General features: G+C 35.5%; 18 protein-coding genes. 11 read left to right on the forward strand and 7 right to left on the reverse strand.

Annotated features, from left to right (window positions below; translation table 11 throughout):
• Window positions 1-149: 149 nt before the first annotated feature.
• The 4 genes from PBT89_RS02905 (at window position 150) to PBT89_RS02920 (ending at window position 3,787) form a co-directional block, all read left to right on the forward strand.
• Complete coding sequence (locus PBT89_RS02905; protein ID WP_270063316.1) at window positions 150-635, forward strand: glutathione peroxidase; 486 nt, start codon at window positions 150-152, stop codon at window positions 633-635.
• Window positions 632-1,072: a MarR family winged helix-turn-helix transcriptional regulator gene (locus PBT89_RS02910; protein WP_270059247.1), complete on the forward strand. Its 441-nt coding sequence runs from the start codon at window positions 632-634 to the stop codon at window positions 1,070-1,072. Before PBT89_RS02905 ends, PBT89_RS02910 begins: the two co-directional genes overlap by 4 nt.
• 131 nt (window positions 1,073-1,203) lie before the next feature.
• Window positions 1,204-1,662, forward strand: a complete 459-nt coding sequence (locus PBT89_RS02915) for an RNA methyltransferase (protein ID WP_270063317.1) — start codon at window positions 1,204-1,206, stop codon at window positions 1,660-1,662.
• Window positions 1,663-1,837: 175 nt separating this feature from the next.
• Window positions 1,838-3,787, forward strand: coding sequence for a M1 family metallopeptidase (locus PBT89_RS02920; RefSeq protein WP_270063318.1), 1,950 nt, complete (start codon window positions 1,838-1,840; stop codon window positions 3,785-3,787).
• 58 nt (window positions 3,788-3,845) lie between these two features.
• On the opposite strand, the gene PBT89_RS02925 is transcribed toward PBT89_RS02920, so the two are convergent.
• Window positions 3,846-5,282: a TonB-dependent receptor gene (locus tag PBT89_RS02925; protein ID WP_270063319.1), complete on the reverse strand. Its 1,437-nt coding sequence runs from the start codon at window positions 5,280-5,282 to the stop codon at window positions 3,846-3,848.
• A gap of 210 nt (window positions 5,283-5,492) precedes the next feature.
• Here PBT89_RS02925 and PBT89_RS02930 point away from each other — a divergent pair, with 210 nt between their 5' ends.
• Window positions 5,493-7,007 (forward strand): carboxypeptidase-like regulatory domain-containing protein, encoded by a 1,515-nt coding sequence (locus PBT89_RS02930; RefSeq protein ID WP_270063320.1) that lies wholly within the window; start codon window positions 5,493-5,495, stop codon window positions 7,005-7,007.
• Window positions 7,008-7,129: 122 nt separating this feature from the next.
• Here PBT89_RS02930 and PBT89_RS02935 read toward each other — a convergent pair whose 3' ends face one another.
• Window positions 7,130-8,671, reverse strand: a complete 1,542-nt coding sequence (locus tag PBT89_RS02935) for a SulP family inorganic anion transporter (RefSeq protein WP_270059242.1) — start codon at window positions 8,669-8,671, stop codon at window positions 7,130-7,132.
• 264 nt (window positions 8,672-8,935) lie between these two features.
• On the opposite strand from PBT89_RS02935, the gene era reads away from it, so the two are divergent.
• The 4 genes from era (at window position 8,936) to PBT89_RS02955 (ending at window position 15,521) form a co-directional block, all read left to right on the forward strand.
• Window positions 8,936-9,820 carry a GTPase Era gene (gene era, locus PBT89_RS02940; RefSeq protein ID WP_270063321.1) on the forward strand — a complete coding sequence of 295 codons (885 nt, stop codon included), beginning with the start codon at window positions 8,936-8,938 and terminating at the stop codon, window positions 9,818-9,820.
• Between the two features lie 104 nt (window positions 9,821-9,924).
• A complete protein-coding gene (locus tag PBT89_RS02945; RefSeq protein ID WP_270063322.1) occupies window positions 9,925-11,184 on the forward strand; it encodes a cation:proton antiporter in 1,260 nt (419 codons plus the stop codon).
• A gap of 78 nt (window positions 11,185-11,262) precedes the next feature.
• Window positions 11,263-12,567, forward strand: a complete 1,305-nt coding sequence (der, locus tag PBT89_RS02950; RefSeq protein ID WP_270063323.1) for a ribosome biogenesis GTPase Der — start codon at window positions 11,263-11,265, stop codon at window positions 12,565-12,567.
• 245 nt (window positions 12,568-12,812) lie between these two features.
• Entirely contained in the window at window positions 12,813-15,521 is a 2,709-nt protein-coding gene (locus tag PBT89_RS02955) for an outer membrane beta-barrel protein (RefSeq protein WP_270063324.1), read from the forward strand.
• 96 nt (window positions 15,522-15,617) lie between these two features.
• On the opposite strand, the gene PBT89_RS02960 is transcribed toward PBT89_RS02955, so the two are convergent.
• The 5 genes from PBT89_RS02960 to PBT89_RS02980 are packed head-to-tail and all read right to left on the reverse strand — an operon-like array spanning window position 15,618 to window position 18,779.
• A complete protein-coding gene (locus PBT89_RS02960) occupies window positions 15,618-16,412 on the reverse strand; it encodes a TPM domain-containing protein (protein WP_270063325.1) in 795 nt (264 codons plus the stop codon).
• Window positions 16,413-16,853: a TPM domain-containing protein gene (locus tag PBT89_RS02965; RefSeq protein ID WP_270059236.1), complete on the reverse strand. Its 441-nt coding sequence runs from the start codon at window positions 16,851-16,853 to the stop codon at window positions 16,413-16,415. It abuts the gene before it with no gap.
• A gap of 16 nt (window positions 16,854-16,869) precedes the next feature.
• A complete protein-coding gene (locus PBT89_RS02970) occupies window positions 16,870-17,469 on the reverse strand; it encodes a LemA family protein (RefSeq protein WP_270059235.1) in 600 nt (199 codons plus the stop codon).
• Between the two features lie 3 nt (window positions 17,470-17,472).
• Complete coding sequence (locus PBT89_RS02975) at window positions 17,473-17,802, reverse strand: MerR family transcriptional regulator (protein ID WP_270063326.1); 330 nt, start codon at window positions 17,800-17,802, stop codon at window positions 17,473-17,475.
• Entirely contained in the window at window positions 17,802-18,779 is a 978-nt protein-coding gene (locus tag PBT89_RS02980; RefSeq protein WP_270063327.1) for a M23 family metallopeptidase, read from the reverse strand. Before PBT89_RS02980 ends, PBT89_RS02975 begins: the two co-directional genes overlap by 1 nt.
• Before the next feature lie 131 nt (window positions 18,780-18,910).
• Here PBT89_RS02980 and alaS point away from each other — a divergent pair, with 131 nt between their 5' ends.
• Together alaS and PBT89_RS02990 are read left to right on the forward strand one after the other, a co-directional pair.
• Window positions 18,911-21,520 carry an alanine--tRNA ligase gene (alaS, locus tag PBT89_RS02985; RefSeq protein WP_270063328.1) on the forward strand — a complete coding sequence of 870 codons (2,610 nt, stop codon included), beginning with the start codon at window positions 18,911-18,913 and terminating at the stop codon, window positions 21,518-21,520.
• Window positions 21,521-21,568: 48 nt separating this feature from the next.
• On the forward strand, window positions 21,569-22,570 hold the full coding sequence (locus tag PBT89_RS02990; protein ID WP_270063329.1) for a GSCFA domain-containing protein: 1,002 nt from the start codon (window positions 21,569-21,571) through the stop codon (window positions 22,568-22,570).
• Window positions 22,571-22,611: the final 41 nt, after the last annotated feature.

The raw sequence follows: 22,611 nt of genomic DNA on the forward strand, positions 1-22,611 counted from the left end.
TTTTGCTTCGGAATTGAAGTCGCAATTTATTTTATTCTGAAGTATGAAAAATATAATATCCTCATAAAATTAATTTATGAGGATTGTTGTAAATTGACGGGGGAAATGCAGAAATTTGATTTAGAAAAATAAATGGGAAAGTTATTGCTATGAAAATCTATGACTTTGAAGTAAGTACTGCCAATGGTAAAAAGCTTCAGCTTGAAGCTTTCAAAAATCAACCAATTTTGATCGTAAATACAGCAACCAAGTGTGGTTTGGCGCCACAATTTGAAGGTTTAGAAAAATTACATCAAGATTATAAAGAAGATGGGTTGGTAGTACTTGGTTTCCCATGTAATCAATTTGCAGGACAGGAACCAGAGACCAACGAATCGATGGAGGAAGCCTGTAAAATAAACCACGGAGTTACTTTTCATTTAACACAGAAGATCGATGTTAACGGAAGTAATACGCATCCTATATTTAAATACTTAAAGCAGTCTTTGCCAGGAACATTAGGGAAAAGAATTAAGTGGAATTTTACTAAATTCTTAATCGCACCCAACGGAGAACCTTACAAAAGATATGCTCCAACAACTTCACCCGCAAAAATAGAAAAGGATATAAAACAACTCCTAAATAACGCAAAATGACAACTAAATCTACCCTCAGTTTAAACGAGCAATTGTGTTTTCCTGTTTATGGTTCTACAAGAATCATATCTCGTCTTTATCAGCCTGTTCTTGCCAAACTTCAGCTTAGTTACTCTGAATATATGGTGATGCTGATGTTATGGGAAAAGGATAAGGTTAATATTGGTCAAATTAGAAGGCAACTTTATTTAAATAAAGAAAGCTTGATGCCTATTCTAAAAGGACTTCAGCAAAAAAACTTTGTATCGCTTCAGAATGATCAGTTGGATTCATTAGAGGATGAGATCAGTATTACTGAAACGGGAAAAGCTTTAAAAGCAAAAGCAAAAAGGATTCCCTTTTCCTTATCCAGAGTGCTCAATACTCCGGTAGAAGAATTAGGAAGCATGCAATTGCTTATTAAAAATTTTCTTACTCGTTTTGAGAAAAAGAAGTAGCTGAAATACTTCAAATCTTGTTCAGATTTTAGCAGAAATAGCTGTCAAATGTTAGTTCAGTAATTCTACAAACTTGGCATCTCTAACATGTTTCCATTTCAGATTTCAGCCTAAAATAATATCTTGCAGCCATGAAAGTGGATAATCTGCAACAAGGTTTTTTTGGTATAGGAATTCAAAATGGAAAAACTCCAGAAAACTTGGGGGTTTTATGGCGTTCAGCCCAAAATATGGGAGCTAGTTTTATTTTTACCATTGGTAATAGATATGCAAAACAGGCGTGCGATACCCATAAAGCCGTAGGTGCTATGCCGTATTTTCATTACGCTAGTTTTGAAGATTTTTATGCGCACTTGCCTAAAGGTGCTATGCTTGTGGGCGTAGAATTAGATGAAAAAGCGGAACCTTTAGAAAGTTTTGAACATCCCCGCCGATGCGTTTATCTTTTGGGAGCAGAGGATCATGGGCTTTCAAAACAAGCCATTGAAAAATCACATTTTCTGGTGAAATTTAAATCTACATTAAGCCTCAATGTTTCAGTAGCCGGTAGTATTATAATGTACGATCGTAGTGCTAAGAATATAAAATAATTAGAATTTCCGAATTCAGAAGAGATATCTAATCGTTGCGTATTTTTCTATAAAAATAAATGCCAATATCTATAATTTGATAAATCGATTTACTAAAAAGATTTTACATGTCTATTAGCTCATATTTTCTTCATACTTTCTTTAAATTAGCGGTCATTAAATAAAAATTAGTAAAATGAAATATTTTTCAAAGGCTGTTCTAGCTTTGGCGTTTACAGGAGCTTTTAGCTTTGTGTCTCAAGCGCAGGAAGCGGTAGAGAACAATCAGCAAGATTTTGATGAATTTATGGATCGTAGCGGTAACTCTTACCGTTCAGCTTCAGGTGTACCTGGGCCAGACTATTGGCAAAACGAAGCAGATTATGAAATAAAGGCAACGCTAGATGATAAGGCACATACCTTAAGCGGAGAAATTACGCTTTCTTACACTAACAATAGTCCAGACGAATTACCTTTTATTTGGTTGTATCTTGAACAAAATCGTTTTACCGAAAATTCCAGAGGAACTTTAACTACTCCAATAGGCGGTAACCGCTATAATGGAGATGTAGATGGAGGTTACGAGATTTCTAATCTGGAAGCTAAAACAGGTAGAAGCACTTCTTCTAAGCATCTAATTAATGATACCAGAATGCAGGTTTGGTTTGATAAGCCAATAAAAGCAAATGGCGGAACTGCTACAGTTTCTATGAACTTTACCTACAATATACCAGTTAAGGGTATGGATCGTATGGGAAGATTAGATGTAGAAGATGGTACGATTTACGCAATGGCGCAATGGTATCCTCGTACCGCTGTGTATGATGATATCGAAGGGTGGAATGTAGAACCTTATCTTGGTGCAGGAGAATTTTATCTTGAATATGGAGATTTTGATTATGAAATTACCGCTCCCTGGGATCATATCGTAGTTGGTTCTGGTGAATTGGTGAACGAAAGAAAAGTCCTTTCTTCAAAATTAAGAGATCGATTAGATAAAGCACGAAAGAGTGATGAGACCGTAACCATTATTGGTGAAGATGAGATTAATGACGCTTCGCTAAGAGCAAAGCAGGATGGAACGCTTACCTGGCATTTTAAAATGGAAAACTCTCATGATATTGCTTTTGCATCATCTAAAGCATTTATATGGGATGCTGCCAAAATTGATTTGCCAAGCGGAAAAGATATTTTAGCTCAGTCGGTTTATCCAAAAGAAAGTGCAGGCAATGATGCCTGGGGAAGATCTACAGAATATAGTAAGCAGTCTATAGAGCATTATTCTAATAAATGGTATGAATTTCCTTGGCCAGTTGCAACGAATGTAGCTGCTGAAATTGGCGGGATGGAATATCCTGGTCTTAATTTTTGTGGATGGAAAAGTAAGGGCGCTTCACTATGGGGTGTTACAGACCACGAATTTGGACATAACTGGTTTCCTATGATTGTGGGGTCTAATGAAAGAAGATATGCTTGGATGGATGAAGGTTTTAATACCTTTATAAACTATTACAGTACCAAAGATTTTGGTGAATATCCTGCAAGTTTAGACAAAACTAGAAATCTTACCGGGTGGTTTAAATCTGAAACTAGAGAAGGTATTGATACATATCCAGACGTTACTAACTTAAGAAATCTTGGAATGACGGCATATTATAAACCAGGTATAGGTCTATTAATGCTTAGAGAATATATCTTAGGTCACGAAAGATTTGATAACGCGTTTAAATCGTATATTAAAACCTGGGCTTTTAAGCATCCGCAGCCTAAAGATTTCTTTAATCACATGGAGAATGTAGCCGGGGAGAATTTATCTTGGTTCTTCGGAAGCTGGTTCTACGGAACGGGTAATATCGATCTTGCTATAGAAGGCGTAAAACAAAATAGAAACGGCAAAGGTTTTATTATTACTGTTGCTAATAAAGGTGAAGTGCCTATGCCTGTAAAAATGAAAATTACTTATCAGGATGGATCTTCAGAAATGCTAACACTTCCTATAGAAATATGGCAACGTGGCGATAGTTGGAGTCACTTAGTGGATACAGATAAAGCTCCAAAAAGTATCGAAATAGATCCAGATAAAATTTTGCCAGATGTAGATTATTCTAATGATAGCTGGCCAGCTGAGTCTTTCTATCAAAATTAGAAACCTATAAAGTCAATTAAAAAATCCCGGTCTTTCCGGGATTTTTTAATTTTAGCCACTAATTTTTCTTTCTAAACATTTGCTGAGTTTTAATCAAATCGGTTACTTTTTCTGGTAGCATATCTTCCCAACCCGATTTTTCTTCAGTAATCATCTCATGTACTTTTCTGGAATTGATATCCAAAGTTTCCTCATCGTAATCTGTAATGTTGATAATACGATCATTCTGCTTAAAGAAATTATATAAACCTCTGGTGTTATTGTTTACTCTCAGGTTTTTAGTAGTGTATATTTCGGCAGTTTCCTCATCTCTGGATGGATAGAGATAGATATTTACATTGCGGGCAAATAGAGAACCAAAAGCTTCTAAAATTCCACCACTCAAATTAGTATAATATTTATTATCAAAAATATCCTGTAAAGTAGTAACTCCCATGGTAAGACCAATTTGCTCTGAGGTAAATTGAGCAAAATAATTCACTACTTTATAGTATTGCTGAAAATTAGAAATCATTACCGTATGGCCAAGAGCACAAAGCAAGTCAGCACGATTTAGAAAATCTCGTTCATCAATTTCGTCGCCTTCACCTTTTAGATTGAAAAGCGTAATTTCAAATATAACTTCTGTCGCAGCACGTTGTATGTCATGATCTTCCATAAACATACGCAGCGACTTCTCGTACATACTTATGTTTACTTTGGTTACCGGTCTAAAACTTCCGCGCAGCGTTAAAATATTTTTTTTGTAGAGCACATTTGCCGGTAAAACATTATTCCCAGATGGAGCGAACATCACCGCATCGGTCATTCCGTTTTTTACCAATTGCAAACTCATAAGTCTATTATCAACATCTTTAAATGCAGGACCTGTAAAATTGATCGTATCTACTTCAATTTTATCAGCACTTAGGTGATCGTATAAACGCTTAAGTAAAACTTTGGGATCGTCGTGATGATAATAGGCTGCATAAATAAGATTAACGCCCATTATCCCTAGACTTATTTGTTGTTGGGCAGCTTTGTTTTCGTGCAATTGCACGTGTAGAATTATTTCACTGTATTCTTCCTTTGGCTTGGTTTGAAATCTGATCCCTATCCACCCATGGCCTTTGTATTTTTTTGCCCAATCTATAGTCGCAACCGTGTTGGCAAAACTAAAAAAGAGTTTATTAGGATGTTTTAATCGTGATATCCGTTTTTCGATAAGACCGGTTTCGTAGGCCATCATGGCTTTAAGACGAGGTTCGGTAACATATCGTTTGGCAGGTTCGGCACCATAAATAGCATCACTAAAATCCTTATCATAAGCACTCATTGTTTTTGCAATGGTCCCAGAAGGGTTTGGCGCTCTAAAAAAGTTTCTTACTGTTTCCTGTCCGGCACCGATTTCGGCAAAAGTTCCGTAAATATTTTCATTAAGATTAATGCGGAGTGCTTTATTCTGAATAGAAGTTATTTTATCAAACTCCTTGTCTCCCTGAACATTAATTGGCATAGATTAGACCTTTAGGCATTCGTTTGCCTAAAATTACAATTATTCTGAAGAGTGCGCCCTAAAGCAATGTTAGATATTTTATAATATTTATTTATGATTATGCGTTAGGTAAATAAATCCATTACTTTATATTTAATAAATCTAAAAGTTTAGTTATACTTTTTTAGTCAGCTATTTAAAAATGAGTCATCTAACCAAATCATCATCAAAATGCGAACATTAATTATTCAGGCACTTTTATTTATTTCCGCAACTGTTTTTAGCCAGCAAACCGAAATTTCTGCGGTACTTGCAGATGCACAAACCAAAGAAATTATTCCTTATGCGACCATTCAGTATGGAGAAAACAAGGGAGTTTTAACCAACGACGAGGGCGTTTTTGTACTACCCGAAGGAATTTCAGAAAATAATAAAATAAAAGTTTCTTCTCTAGGATACGAGGAGACCGAAATGCTAATTTCAGAATTAAAAGATACCTTATTTATAAAACCATCTTCAATTACGTTAACAGAAGTTTTCCTTTCTGATAAAGACTTAAGCGGTGAAGAAATTTTGGAGAAGGTTTTAGCGAATATCGATTCTAATTATAATTTTAATTACGCAAAGAAGCGTTTTTTTTATCGAAGTTCTTACTTCAATGATATCAAACGTATGGATATGGAGGTGGAAGAAAGTACCATTCCAGAAATCGATCAGAAATTTGTGAATAATGCTCTAACTCAAATTCCGCGTTACGTAGATAGTTACATGGAGTATCTCGGTGATTTTTACGGGAATTATGAGGATCAAAAAGTTCAGGTAATTAAAATCGCCAATCTTTACAATCCAACGAACGAGCAGGGAGTAGAAGAACTTGGCGAGCGTATGGAGCAAATAATCAAAGATAATCTTGGAGAAGATACTTACGTGAAAATTAAATCTGGATTGTTAGGATTTAAAATGGATAGCGAAGAGTTTCTTGAAGAAATGGAGGAAGCGGAAGAACCTAAAGAAAAAACTGCCGAAGAAAAGACGAAAGATAGTATTATGCTTTATGAAAATTTAGCGAATGGTATTCAGTCAAAACTTTTGGCTAGCCTAAAAGGAATGTTTTGGAAGGATGATATTACATTCGATGTTTTTCAGAAATCAAGAAAATATGAATTTGAAGTTGAAGGGTATACCCAGATTGGGAATGATATCGCCTATGTAATTAATTTTAAACCAAAACGCGGTGCCGACTTTAAAGGGAAAATGTTTGTAAGTACAGAAGATTTTGGACTTTACCGTTTGGATTATGATAACGTAAAACCACTAAAGAAATTCAAACTATTTGGAGTAAGTAATAAGAAAGACGTTTTTCAGGGGAAAATGATTTTTGCTAAAGATAAAAACGACAAATACAATCTAAAATATGTAGAGCGTAGCTCTGGGAATACTTTTGGGGTAAGCCGACCTTTAAAGATCTTAGTGAAAAAAGGAAAATGGTATTGGAATAAACGTCTTAAAGAATTAGATCTAGAGATGGATATCGTTGCAAGTGATGTTTCTAAAGGGCAGTGGATTATTTATGATGAAGAGGAAATGGATAAAGAGGCTTATGCTTCAGTAGAAGTAAATAACCAGTTTGATTATAAGAAATTCAAAAAATATAATGCTGAATTTTGGGATGGATACAATGTAATGGAGCCAAATCAAGCCATCAAATCCTTTAGTGCGATGGACGAAGCTGAAGATTCAGAATAAATAGATAAGCCTTAAAATAAAAAGCTCCCTAAATATCGAAATTCGATAGTTAGGGAGCTTTTTTAATTTATATAAATAAAATTTGAATGTCCGTAGCAATGTACGGATAATCAAAAATCAAACTAATCTACGCGATCGGTAACTACGCGGTAGGTTGGGTCTTCTATAATATTTACTTCGATAATTGCATCTGCATTGTTTAAAAGATGACGGCAATCGTCACTTAAGTGTCTTAAATGTAATTTTTTATTCTGTTTAGCATATCTTTCAGTAAGCTTGTTTACTGCTTCAATACCAGACATATCTACAATTCTACTTTCAGAAAAGTCTACAATCACTTCCTCAGGATCATTCAAAACATCAAATTTTTCATTAAATGCTGTGGTAGATCCAAAGAAAAGCGGACCGTAAATTTCATAATGTTTTACGCCATTTTCATCGATTCTTTTTCTAGCTCGAATTCTTTTTGCGTTATCCCAGGCAAATACTAATGCTGAAATAATTACACCTATTAGTACTGCAAGTGCCAGGTTATGAAGTAAAATAGTAATTAAGGTTACCAATACCATCACAAAAATATCATGCTTGGGCATTCTGGTAAGTGTTTTAAAACTTGCCCACTCAAAAGTACCAAAAGCAACCATAATCATTACGCCGGTAAGTGCTGCCATGGGTAATAGTTCTATTACAGGAGCGCCTACAAGAATAATAACTAAAATGGTAATTGCTGCGATAATTCCAGACAGTCTGGCGCGAGATCCAGAAGATAAATTTACGAGCGTTTGTGCAAGCATTGGGCAACCACCCATTCCGTAGAAAAAGCCATTGGCGATATTAGCCGTTCCCTGTGCAACACATTCTTTGTTACTACGACCACGGGTTCCGGTAATTTCATCAACAAGATTTAAAGTTAAGAGCCCTTCAGTTAAACCAACTGCTGCCATGATAAGTCCGTACGGTAAAATAATTTTTAACGTCTCTAAAGTAAATGGAACCTGCGGAATGTGAAATGGAGGTAACGTACCACTTACTGAAGCGATATCTTTTACCTGTCTGGTCTCAATTCCGAAGAAATAAACAATCGCAAAAACCACCAATATCGCTACCAACGATGGTGGCACAGCTTTGGTTATTTTAGGGAAAATAAGAATGATAGCGATTGTTAAAGTAACTAAAGCGAGCATAATTAATAATGGGCTACCGGTTAACCATTCTACCTGCCCATTTACAACTTCTTTAAACTGTTCTAGCTGAGCAGAAAAAATAATAACTGCAAGACCATTTACAAATCCAAACATTACAGGTTGTGGCACTAATCGTATAAATTTCCCGAGTTTAAACACGCCAACGGCAATTTGGATGACGCCGGCCATGGCCACTGCGGCAAATACATAATCTAATCCGTGAGAGTTCATTAAAGCAATTAAAACAACCACGGTTGCACCGGCACCACCAGAAACCAATCCCGGGCGACCACCAAATATAGCAGTGATTAGTCCCATGATAAATGCGGCGTATAAACCAACTAACGGAGGGAAACCTGCTAATATGGCAAAAGATAAAGATTCTGGGATCATGGTCATTGCCACGGTAAGCCCAGCCAAAATCTCGGTTTTATAATTAACTTTTTGTGAGAAATCAAAGAGATTGAAGACTTGTTTCATAGTGCTTTTTGTGTCTTTTTGCTGATATTTAAAGCCTTAGGCTTCAATTTTAGAAGCCGCAAAATTATATAATTTAATTTAATAAGAAAGAAGACTGCTTAAAAGCATTCAATTTTTAATGGTATCGTAATATAAAAGCTTGTTTATTATGTATTTAGTAGTCATTTTTAGAAATTTGGAAGTCTTCTTTTCTGAAAAAAATCAATTTTTCGTTTGGTTTTAGGTTGCAGTAATTAAATAAAATATCTTTGTAAAAAATTCAGCATGGCACATAAAGCAGGTTTTGTAAATATTATCGGGAATCCAAACGTAGGAAAATCGACATTGATGAATGCTTTTGTAGGAGAGCGATTATCAATTATTACTTCTAAAGCACAAACTACGAGACATCGTATTTTGGGGATTGTTAACGGTGAAGATTTTCAGGCAATTTTGAGTGATACTCCCGGGATTATTAAACCTGCGTATGAACTTCAGGCATCGATGATGGATTTTGTGAAATCTGCTTTTGAAGACGCCGATGTGTTAGTTTATATGGTTGAAATTGGCGAGCAGAATTTAAAAGATGAAGCTTTCTTCAGAAAAATTATTCATGCTGAAATTCCGGTTTTATTATTGCTGAATAAAATAGATAAGTCTAATCAAGAACAGCTGGAATCGCAGGTACAGCTTTGGAAGGAGAAAGTTCCTAAGGCTGAAATTTATCCAATCTCAGCTTTAGAAGGATTTAATGTGGCTGAAGTTTTTAGTCGTATTATTGAGTTGTTGCCAGAGAGTCCTGCTTTTTATCCAAAGGATAGCCTTACCGATAAACCGGAACGCTTTTTTGTAAATGAAATTATTCGAGAGAAAATTTTGATGCATTATAAAAAAGAAATTCCTTATTCCGTAGAAATAGAAACCGAGGAGTTTTTTGAAGAAGAAAAAATTATAAGAATGCGTAGTGTGATCATGGTAGAACGTGATACGCAAAAAGGAATTATAATTGGTCATAAAGGGAATGCTTTAAAACGTGTAGGCGTAGAGGCGCGTGCCGATTTAGAGAAATTCTTTGGGAAACAGGTGCATATAGAACTTTATGTGAAGGTGAACAAAAACTGGAGAAGTAACGATAGACAATTAAAGCGTTTTGGTTATTCTAAAGACTAATTTGGTGCGTTAGCTATTTTAATCTTTCGTTAAAAGACCCGGGTTAAATTGATTCCCAAATCGATTCGTATATCTTTAAGCTGAACTATTACTTCAGCAAAAATATGAGTCCGTTTATTATTCTAACCATTATCATTGCATTAGCCGCTTTATTTGGCTATGTAAATGTTCGATTTTTAAAATTACCAACTACCATTGGTTTAATGCTGATTACAATTATTTTCAGTTTAATTGTTTTTGGGATTAGTTTTTTTGATGATACCTTACTCGATATCGAGGAGTATATAATTACTCAGCTAGATTTTAGAACTTTGTTACTGGATGTGATGCTGAGCTTTTTACTTTTCGCAGGAGCTTTGCATACAAATTTTGAACAATTAAAAGTACAGCGATGGCCTGTTGTCGTGTTTGCAACCATAGGAGTGCTCACTTCGACCTTTTTAGTAGGTAGTCTTGTTTATTTTATGTTACCTTTATTTGGTTTAGAGGTAGACTTTATAAATTGCTTATTATTTGGCGCTTTAATTTCACCTACAGATCCTATTGCGGTATTAGGAATATTGAAAAAAGCTGGTGCCCCTAAACAGCTTGAAACAAAAATCGTAGGAGAATCATTATTTAATGATGGAGTAGGAGTAGTCGTTTTTCTAACGATTTTTAATATCGCCGAATCTGGTGGTAGTGAAGAAAGTACCGGTTTTATGCATATTCTTGAACTTTTTGGTGCCGAGGTTATTGGTGGGGTAGGTTTAGGATTAGGGATTGGGTATATCACCTATCTTTTAATGCGATCGATTGATGATTATGATACTGAAGTAATTATTACTCTTGCTGCGGTAATGGTTGGGACAGCAGTTGCTCAAAAACTTCATTTCTCTGCTCCTTTAGCGATGGTAACAGCAGGTTTACTTGTAGGTAAAGATACCGTTCGACAAACCTCGATGTCTGAAATGACTGAGACTTATGTAGATAAATTTTGGGAGCTCATAGATATTCTCTTAAATACGATACTTTTTGTATTAATAGGAATGGAAATTTTAGTGCTTACGTTTGATCTGGAGTATATTCTAGCCGGATTATTAGCTATTCCGGTAGTGCTTGTTTGTCGTTACCTTTCTTTATTATTGCCGATAGAGTTTTTTAGAAAGAAACTAGGCTTTGTGCCGAAAACCAATCTAATTATGACGTGGGGCGGTTTGAGAGGCGGTATTTCTATTGCACTTTGTTTAGGACTAACTAAAGATATGGATCGCGATCTATTTCTAGTGATTACCTATGTTGTGGTGATCTTTGCTATTTTAGTCCAAGGATTAACTGTTGGGAAACTAATTGAAAAAACACAGAATGCACAAGCCACTGAATAGTTTATGGTTTTAAATTCAGGAAAGTTTATTGTTTCTAAATCGGTTGTTTAGTACTACCTTTGCAAATAATTTTTAGTTATGAGTGGTATTGTTGCTATTGTAGGGAGACCTAATGTTGGAAAATCTACTTTTTTTAATCGTTTAATACAACGTCGTGAGGCGATTGTAGATTCTGTAAGTGGTGTAACCCGCGATCGTCATTATGGAAAATCAGACTGGAATGGTCGGCATTTTTCATTAATCGATACCGGTGGTTATGTTATTGGGAGTGATGATGTTTTTGAATCTGAAATAGATAAGCAGGTAGAACTTGCTATCGATGAGGCCGATGTGATTATCTTTATGGTAGACGTAGAGACAGGCATAACCCCGATGGATGAAGATGTTGCAATACTTCTTAGAAAGGTAAATAAACCTGTATTTCTTGCCGTAAATAAAGTAGATAATAATAAACGTCTGGAAAACGCTGTTGAATTTTATTCTTTGGGATTAGGAGATTATTTTCCTATTGCGAGTACAAATGGTAGCGGATCTGGAGATTTATTAGATGCCGTTATCAAGGCTTTACCAGAAGAAACTAATGCTGAAGAGAGTGAACTTCCAAGATTTGCAGTAGTAGGACGTCCTAATGCTGGTAAATCTTCTTTTATAAATGCTTTAATTGGTGAAGAAAGATATATTGTAACTGATATTGCAGGTACAACAAGAGATTCTATAGATACCAAATATAATAGATTCGGTTTTGAATTTAATTTAGTAGATACTGCTGGGATTCGCCGAAAATCGAAGGTAAAGGAAGATCTTGAATTTTATTCGGTAATGCGGTCGGTAAGAGCAATAGAGAATGCCGATGTTTGTTTACTGGTTTTAGATGCTACCCGAGGTTTCGATGGTCAGGTGCAAAATATATTTTGGCTTGCGCAGCGTAACCGTAAGGGAATAGTTATTCTTGTAAATAAGTGGGATTTGGTAGAAAAAGAAACCAATACCATGAAGACTTTAGAACAGGAGATTCGTCGCGAAATTGAACCCTTTACAGATGTGCCAGTTGTATTTATGTCGGTACTGAATAAACAACGTATTTTTAAAGCGATAGAAACAGCGGTTAAAGTTTTTGAAAACCGAAGTAAAAAAATAAAAACTAGAGAGCTTAATGATGTAATGCTTCCTATCATAGAAAATAATCCGCCACCGGCTTATAAAGGAAAATTTGTTAAGATTAAATTTTGTATGCAACTGCCTACGCCACAACCGCAGTTTGCATTTTTCTGTAATCTTCCACAATACGTAAGAGATCCTTATAAACGATTTATAGAAAATAAATTACGTGAGGAATTTGATTTTAAAGGAGTTCCTATTACTATATATTTTAGAAAGAAATAAAAAAAATATTCTAATAGTTTAGTGAAGGATTCTTAAGCCATTTTAAGGTTTTTGAATCCTTTTTTTATGCTTTTTTGTAAAATCTATGATGTTTTATTAAACGTTTTCGTTTTAGTAGAGTCTAATTGAATATGACCACCACGTTTTTAACCTAAACCGAAAATTTTAAACATCAATCAATGAAATTTTATTTTGTAATCGCGTTTCTTTTTATCAGCGCGATAAGTTTCTCTCAGAAATTCGAAATGTCTGGGAAGGTACTGGATCCAGAAGGCAATCCACTTCCGTCTGCTACGGTGTATGTAGAAAAAGTCTCAGATAGTACTTTAGTAACGTATACAATATCTGAAAGTTCTGGAGAATTTACTCTTGCTGGTTCATCTAAAGAAAAGAATTTAAATCTTTTAATATCTTTTGCGGGTTACAAGCCTTTTAAAAAGTTAGTTCAGATTAAGAAAGAAACTCAAAACCTAGGCGATTTGAAGATGGAACTTGAGGATAACCAATTGGGAGAGGTAACCGTGGTAGCTTCAAGACCTCCGCTAACATTAAAAAAAGATACTTTAGAATTTAATGCCGATAGTTTTAAAACCCGGCAAAATGCAAACCTTGAAGAATTATTAGAGAAATTGCCCGGTGTAGAAGTGGATTCTGATGGCGCGATAACCGTCAACGGAAAACCAGTTTCCAGTATTAAAGTAAACGGTAAAGAGTTTTTTGGCGACGATCCGCTAATTGCGACTAAAAATCTTCCCAAAGAGATTATAGAGAAAATTCAGGTTTCAAACGAAAAAACTAAGTCTGAAGAATTTACCGGTAAAGCGGGAGATCCAGATAATAAGACTATAAATATTACTATAAAAGAAGATAAGAATAAAGGCTATTTCGCAAGAGCTACTGCCGGTGGTGGTACCGATGATCGTTATGAACTTAGCGGAATTGGGAATATTTTTAAAGACGATATGCGTTTAAGCATTCTGGCTAGTTCTAATAACATTAATAGTTCAGGTTTTAGTTTTGATGAGGTTTACGGAATGATGGGGGGAGGCAATGCACGTTCAGTTTTTGGAGGCGGTGGCGGTATCACCAAAGCAGAAAATGCGGGGCTAAATTATACTAATGAGTGGAATGATAAATATGAGTTTAATGGTGATTATTTCTTCGGAAGAAACGATACACGGCAGGAAACTGAAGTAGAAACTAAATATACTATCGCAGACTCAACTAATACTGAAGAAGACGGGGCAAGTATAAGCTTTTTTGAAAATTCAGATAGTTATAGTAATCTTTTAAATGATAGTCATAGAGCTAATGCAAGATTCGAAATTGAATTTGATACCCTTACAAAACTTTCTATTTCCCCTCGATTTACCGCTAACATAGGAATTTCGGAGCGAGGATCATCTTCTGATCGTTCTAATGAAGACGGTGAATTGGTAAACACTACTTTAATCGAAGAATCTGAAGATATTCACAGTACTAGCTTCAGTAATAACATTGATTTTATTAAACGTTTTGGGAATCGGGGTGCTTTTCTGCAATTGGAGTTTAGAACCACTTATGACGATCAGGAAAATGACAATTATTTTTATTCTGAAAGAGTAGTATACGATGATAATGGTAATAATACAGAAATACAGGATCAATATATAGATGAAGATGGAAATACAGAAAATTATTCCTTTAGTGTTTCCCAACGGAGTGTACTATCTGATGATCTCTTTCTGGATTTATCATATGATTTTTCTTCAAACAATAACACAAATGAGCGCTATGTGTTTGAAGCTGACGAAAATGGTGATTATAGTGTTTTGAATGAAGGCTTAAGCAGTAACTTTGAAGTAAAAAGTAGACAGCATATTCCAAATGCCGGAATCAACTATGAAGGGGATGTTTGGAGAATAGATACTAATTTTGGTCTTTTAAACACCACTTTAGAAAATAATAATTATCTATCTGATATTTCATTCGATAACACATATAATAATCTTTATATGCGAGCAAGAATTAGGTATGAAGTTGAGCGATCAAAAAGTTTATCCATAGATTATTCTACAGATGCTAATGTGCCTTCAGTACGGCAATTACAACCGGTTATCGATCAAACTAATCCCAATAATATCATTACTGGTAATCCAGATTTGAGACCTTCTTATACTCACAATATTCGAGGAGGATATCGTAATTTCGATTTTTCAACTCGTAGCGGTATTTTTAGTTATTTCAATTTAAATTTTACAGAAAATAATGTTGTAGCTAGAACAATTACAGATACACAAGATTTCTCCAGAACAACAACGTATACGAATGTTGACGGCGCTATGTCTGCTTCTTTAGGTGTTTTCTATAACAAGCAAAAGAAGAATGAAAATAGCGAGTTTAGATATCGTTTATCTTTAAATAGTAGCTACAATAAAAATGTGGGTTATTCCAATGGTATAAAATTTTATTCAGAGACCGTTTCTATTGATCCTTCGATAAGAATCACATATGCCATCGAGGATATTATTGAGATTAATCCAGAGGTAGGTATAGGTTACAATAATTCTCATTATAGTATTAGTAATCCAAATGACCGAGAATTCATTAATCAGCGTGCAGGGTTAGAGGTGACTACATACTGGCCTAAAAATGTAGTTTTTGGTAATGATATTTCTTATAACAAATTCGGTAATGTATCTTCTCAATTTGATAATACTTCTTTGCTTTGGAATACCAGTTTAGGATATCAATTTTGGGATGAGAAAGCAAACCTAAAGATAAAGGTTTATGATGTATTAGATCAGGTAATAAATACCCGCAGACAATTTGGGGATGATTATATTCAGGATTCTAGCAGTTTAGTACTTACTCAGTATGCAATGCTAAGTTTTACTTATAACTTAAAGAATTTTGGTGGGAAAAATTATGGATCAAGAGGTGGTAGAAGACCGCCACCACCGCCAGGAAGGTAGTCTATAAAATAATTGGATTAAAAAATGCCCAATCTTAGCCATAAGATTGGGCATTTTTTTATGTAATTTCTACTAGTGATTTTATTTGTTTAGATTTTACCAGCTTCCGCCAGCCCCACCTCCGCCAAAGCCTCCACCGCCGAAGCCTCCGCCAAATCCGCCGCCGCCGCCGAAACCACCTCCAGAGCCGCCGCCACCAAAACTACCGCGACCAAGCGAACTTAAGATAATGGCGTCCATTAGCGTGCTGCGACCACGACGACCGCCGCCTTTGCCACCACCTCTACTTTTACCGATAAGCGAAATGATGATAATTATAAAAACAATAATAAATAAAGCGATTGGTTTTGCCGAATTTCCTGAACCCCCACGAGCTTGAGGTGTACCTTTAAACGTACCAGCTAAAACCTCGAAAACCGCTGTAGTTCCTTTATCTAAACCAGTATAATAATCGCCTGTTTTGAATTCCGGAGTAATTATTTGATTTACGATCTGCTTAGTAGTAGCATCTGTCATATACTCTTCTAAACCATAGCCCGTTGTTATCCATAACTTATGATCACCTTCAGAAACCAAGATTAATAAGCCATTATCTTTACCTTTTTGTCCTATCTCCCACTTATGAGCCCACTTAGCTGAATATGTGCCAATATATTCTCCTTGCAAAGATTTAATAGTTGCAACTACAATCTGCGTAGAAGTAGTATCTGCATAGTTAATAAGCTTTTGGGTAAGACGTTGTTCTTCCGAAGTATTTAAAAGATCAGCTTCATCGTAAACTGCGGTTTGTTTACTTGGTTTTGGTGGAATATCGCGCTGTGCGAATCCAACAAAACTAATAAGTAATAATAACAGGCTTAATAGGCCAATCTTTTTATTGAGTTGTAGCATTTATCCTCTTGAAATTTGATCTGAAAGTTCATTCTCGTCATCTTCTTGCCATGGAAAATGTCTTTTCAATTGTTCACCGGCTTTTAATATACCGTCAACAAGACCTTGTTTAAAATTTCCTTTTTTGAAGTGTTCCAGGATTACATCTTTTGTACTTTCCCAAAAATCATCTTCTACCTTATCGTTAATACCTTTATCACCATAAATGACAAAGTTACGATCCTCGGTAGCGACATAAATTAATACGCCATTTTCCTCTTTTGTGTTATCCATTTTCAGCTTATGGAAAACATCCATGGCACGTTCAAAAATATCTTGTGCTCCTGAAGATTTCTCTAAATGCACACGAATTTCACCAGAAGTACTTTTTTCAGCAGTTCTTATCGCTTCTACAATATCATTTTCATCCTCTGTTCTTAGCGAAAATTCTTTACGGCTCATAGTTATAATTTTTTGATTACTGAAAATCGAATTCTACGTCTGGAGCGTTTTCAGCACCGGCATCTGCTTGATATCTTTCCATACGTTCAAAACCAAACATACCTGCAAAAATATTGTTAGGGAATTTTCGAATATAAGTGTTGAAGTCTGTTACCGCAGCATTATAGCGATCACGCGCTACATTAATACGATTTTCGGTACCCTCAATTTGTGCTTGTAATTGCAAAAAGTTTTGATTTGCTTTAATATCTGGATATCGCTCTACACTTACTAATAATTTGGATAAGGCAGATGATAAACCGGTTTGTGCTTGTTGAAATTGCTGAATTTGCGAAGCGCTCAAATTTGAAGCGTCAACATTAACAGAAGTTGCTTTGGCACGCGCTTCGATCACATCAGTTAAAGTACCGCGTTCAAAATCGGCAGCACCTTGTACTGTTTTTACAAGATTTCCAATAAGATCGTTTCTTCGTTGATAGGAACTTTCTACGTTAGACCATGCTTCTTTAGCGTTTTCTTCAAGTTCAACTCCCGTGTTGTTTACTCCGGCGGTCATACTATAAACTATAATTCCAAGAACAACTAGGACGATTACGGGGATTAACCATTTTTTCATTTTCTATAATTGATTTTTAATATTGATTAGGCTTGATTTAATTTTTTCTAATTTACGAACAATATCAAAATTGCTCAGTGTTTTTTGCTTTTCTTCTTTAAGGTGTGTTTTTGCACCTTCCAGAGTAAAACCACGTTCTTTAACTAGATGATAAATAAGCTCTAGATTCTTAATATCTTCAGGTGTGAATTTGCGATTTCCTTTCGCGTTTTTTTTGGGTTTAATAACCTCAAATTCTTTTTCCCAAAATCGTATTAAGGACGTGTTTACTTTAAAAGCAGTGGCAACTTCGCCAATGCTATAATATCTTTTTTCAGGTAGGTCGACTTGCATTAATCCAGAGATTGATTTTCCTGTTGCGATTTTCTCAATACTTCGTCAAATTCTTCCGGAGAAAGGTTTCCGTAGTAAAAATTGATAGGATTTATATGCTCATCATCTTTGTAAACTTCATAATGCAAATGTGGTGCTTCAGATCTTCCAGTGCTTCCTACAAAACCAATAAGATCTCCACGTTTTACTTTTTGTCCTCTTCTTACATTATATTTGTATAAATGGGCATATAAGCTAGTGTACCCGTAGCCATGATCAATCCTGATGTGATTGCCATAGCCGGTGCTATGATTATCTGCTCTTATTACGCGACCGTCACCTGTAGCATAAACCGGGGTTCCTCTTGGTGAAGTAAAATCCATCCCATAATGAAACTTCCTTACCTTGGTAAAGGGATCGGTTCTCCAACCATAACCTGAGGCAATTCTGGTAAGATTCTCATTCTTTACAGGTTGTATGGCTGGGATTGCAGCTAATAAATCCTCTTTTTCTTTTGCCAATTCTGCAATTTCATCTAAAGATTTAGATTGTACTACTAATTGTTTAGTAAGTACGTCCATTCTTTTTGTAGTTTCTTTAATTAGCTTCGAGTTGTCGAAACCTTCCAGATCTTTATATCTGTTTATCCCACCAAAACCGGCTTTACGAGTTTCTTCAGGGATAGGGTTGGCCTCAAAATATAAACGGTAAATATTGTTATCTCGATCTTCGATATTGCCGAGCACATTTTGAATTTGATCCATTTTTTTATTCAACAAGCCATATTGCAACTGCATATTTTGCAGTTCTCGCTTAAGTGCCTTTTCTTTGGGCGTTTCGATCTGCGGAATATTCAGGTAGACTAACAATAGTAGAAAACCGGCAAGAAAACTTCCGAAGATGCTAAGCAAAACAATTCCAAATCGACGACCTTTTTTTCGCTCGATTTTTTTGTAAGAAAGTGTATCGCTATCGTAATAATATTTAACCTTCGACATGAGTTAAATTTATAGTATTTTTGTTGCCGTTGTATGCACAAAAAGCGTGCAAGTTTAAACGCTAACGAACAAAGATAGCAATTGTTTTATAGCCTGCATAATTTAATAATTTTTAGAAGAAATTACAGTACATGAAATCTCAGGAAATTCGCAAAAGCTTTTTAGGATTTTTTAAAGCAAAACAACATAGCATTGTACCTTCAGCTCCAATGGTGCTTAAAGATGATCCAAGCCTTATGTTCACAAACGCCGGGATGGTTCAGTTTAAAGAATTTTTTCTTGGGAATTCGGTGCCTAAAAATACAAGAGTAACCGATTCGCAAAAGTGTCTTCGGGTAAGTGGTAAGCATAATGATCTTGAAGAGGTAGGGCATGATACTTATCATCACACCATGTTCGAGATGTTAGGGAACTGGAGCTTTGGAGATTACTTTAAAGAAGAAGCCATTAACTGGGCCTGGGAATTATTAACTGAAGTTTTTAAGATCGATAAAGAAAGTTTGTACGTTTCTGTTTTTGAAGGAAGCAAAGAAGACGGTGTTGGTTTAGATACTGAAGCTTTAGAATTTTGGAAAAAAATTGTTCCTGAAGACCGAATTATCTACGGAAACAAAAAAGATAACTTTTGGGAAATGGGCGACCAGGGACCATGTGGGCCTTGTTCAGAAATTCATGTAGATATACGTTCTGCTGAAGAGAAAGCTAAAAAATCGGGTAGAGAATTGGTAAATGCCGATCATCCTCAGGTTGTAGAAATATGGAACCTGGTTTTTATGCAATTTAATCGAAAAGCAGATGGTTCTTTAGAAGAACTTCCGGCGAAACATATCGATACCGGGATGGGATTTGAGCGTCTTTGCATGGTTATGCAAGGAAAACAATCCAACTATGATACCGATGTTTTTACACCACTTATCGGCGAGATAGAAGAGATAACAAATTCCACATATGGTAAATCTGAAGAGGTTAATATCGCGGTTCGTGTAATTGCAGATCACGTTCGTGCCGTTGCCTTTAGTATTGCAGATGGACAATTACCCAGCAATACGGGAGCGGGATATGTAATTCGTAGAATTTTACGTCGCGCTATTCGTTACGGTTTTACATTTTTAAATACTAAAGAACCTTTTATCTACAAATTGGTAGATAGACTTAAATCCCAAATGGGAGAAGCTTTCCCAGAGTTGGTAAAACAACAACAGCTTATCCAGAATGTGATTAAAGAAGAAGAACTTTCTTTTCTTCGAACTTTAGAGCAGGGATTGGTGATGTTAGAGAATATTGTAACCGAAGCTAAAGGAAAAGAAATTTCAGGAGTGAAAGCTTTTGAATTGTATGACACTTTTGGATTTCCGATCGATCTAACTGCACTTATTTTAAAAGAAAAAGGACTTAGTCTAAATATTGCTGAATTTGAAGCTGAACTTAAAAAGCAAAAAGAACGCTCTAGAGCCGCTACGCAAGTAACATCTGGCGATTGGGAAGAAATCACTGAAGTTGAAGAAAATGCTTTTGTAGGATATGATCAATTAGAAACGAAGGTTAAAATCGCCAAATACCGTAAAGTTGAAACCAAAAAGCAGGGAGCACTTTATCAAATCGTATTTACTAAAACACCTTTTTATCCAGAAGGTGGCGGACAGGTTGGCGATAAAGGGTATTTAAAACTTGGTGAAGAGAAGATAAACATTATCGATACCAAGAAAGAAAGTAACCAAATTATACATTTTGCTAAAAAATTGCCTAAAGATGTTTCAGCAGAGTTTACGGCTGTGGTAGATGCTGATGCACGTGCAAAAACAGCGGCAAATCATACTGCTACACACTTACTGCATCAGGCGTTACGACAAATACTGGGAACGCATGTAGAGCAAAAAGGTTCTATGGTGCAACCCAATTATATGCGATTCGATTTTAGTCATTTTAGCAAGCTTTCTTCCGAAGAAATAGAACAGGTAGAGCAGTTTGTAAACGAGCGTATTCAGCAAAACTTAAAACTGGAGGAGCAACGTAACATAGCGTATCAGGAAGCTTTAGACCAAGGAGCGATTGCACTTTTTGGGGAGAAGTATGGAGATAGCGTTCGTGCGATTCGTTTTGGAGAATCTATGGAACTTTGTGGTGGTACGCATGTAAATAACACCGCCGATATCTGGTATTTTAAAATTACCGGGGAAAGTGCGGTAGCTTCAGGGATTCGTAGAATCGAAGCGATTACCGGCGATGCAGCTAGATACTATTTTAATACTAAAACCGAAATATTAGAAGAGGTTCAGGGATTGTTGAAAAACGCCAAAGATCCTGTAAAAGCAATTTCAGTATTACAAGAAGAAAATACAGAACTGAAAAAGCAAGTAGAAGCTTTACTAAAAGAAAAAGCCAAAAACCTGAAATCTGAGGTTAAAAATGAGATTCAGGAAATAAACGGTGTTCACTTTTTAGCAAAACAAGTAGATCTTGATGCCGGCGGAATTAAAGATTTAGCCTTTCAATTAGGTGGAGAAATCGATAATTTATTCCTTCTTTTTGGAACCGAGCAAAAAGGAAAAGCATTGCTTTCCTGCTATGTTTCTAAAGAATTAGTTGCCAGCAAAGCGCTAAATGCGGGAACAATTGTTCGTGAGCTTGGTAAGCATATTCAGGGTGGTGGTGGCGGTCAGCCGTTTTTTGCCACTGCAGGTGGTAAAAATCCAGCAGGAATTCCAGAAGCTTTAGCTGAAGCTAAAAAATATATAGAATAGTAAGATTCTAAGAAATTTAGTATCTTTCTTTTATAAAATTATAGGCGTATGGAAGAACATTTCTGTACGCCTTTTTATTTATTTGATATGGATTTCAGAACAATTGTACCCGTTAGAAATCAATCGCCGAAGATCGACTACAATGCTAATATTTCCTTGTTTGGATCTTGTTTTGTAGAAAATATTGGTGATAAACTTCAGTATTTTAAATTCAATGTGCTGCAAAATCCCTTCGGAATTATATTTCATCCCGTGGCACTGCTCAACTTATTCCGAAGAATAGAAGAAAATTATTCATATTCAGAGCATGATATTTTTGAGCGTAATGATCAATTTTGCTGTTTCGATGTGCATTCACAAATGAATCGTCCCGATCGCGCAGAAATGATTTTGAATTTAAACGATTCTTTGAAGAGCACGCGATCTTTTTTGGAAAAAAGTACACATGTAGTTATAACTTTAGGTACTGCCTGGGGCTATGTTTTAAATTCAGAACAGCGTCTGGTAGCAAATTGTCATAAAGTGGCGCAATCTAATTTTACTAAAAGGATCTATTCTATAGATGAGATAAAAAAAAGTCTCTTCGAAATTTCCAATATCATCTGGAAGCTTAATCCCAAAGCTAAAATTATTTTTACCGTCTCACCGGTTCGGCATTTAAAGGATGGTTTTGTAGAGAATCAACGTAGTAAAGCAAATCTAATTTCAGCAGTTCATGAATATAGAGAAGAGGAGAAGCTGAAATTGAACGAAATGACAGCATATTTTCCCAGTTACGAACTTGTAATGGATGAATTACGCGATTATCGATTTTATGGAAAAGATATGATTCATCTTTCTGAAAGCGCTATAGATTATATATGGGAGAAATTTAAAGAAGCCTGGATAGATTATGAAATTTATCCAATAATGAAAGAAGTGGATAGTATTCAGAAAAGTCTAAGTCATCGCCCTTTTGACGAAAACAGCCCGAAACATCGCGAATTTCTTGAAAAACTTAAGCTGAAAATCGAAAGATTAAAGCATAAAATGCCTTCTATTGAATTCTGAATTTATTATTTTAAAAGCTAATTTGGCAGTTATGTAATAAA

Source organism: Zunongwangia sp. HRR-M8 (assembly GCF_027594405.1).
In the GTDB taxonomy this organism is placed as follows: domain Bacteria; phylum Bacteroidota; class Bacteroidia; order Flavobacteriales; family Flavobacteriaceae; genus Zunongwangia.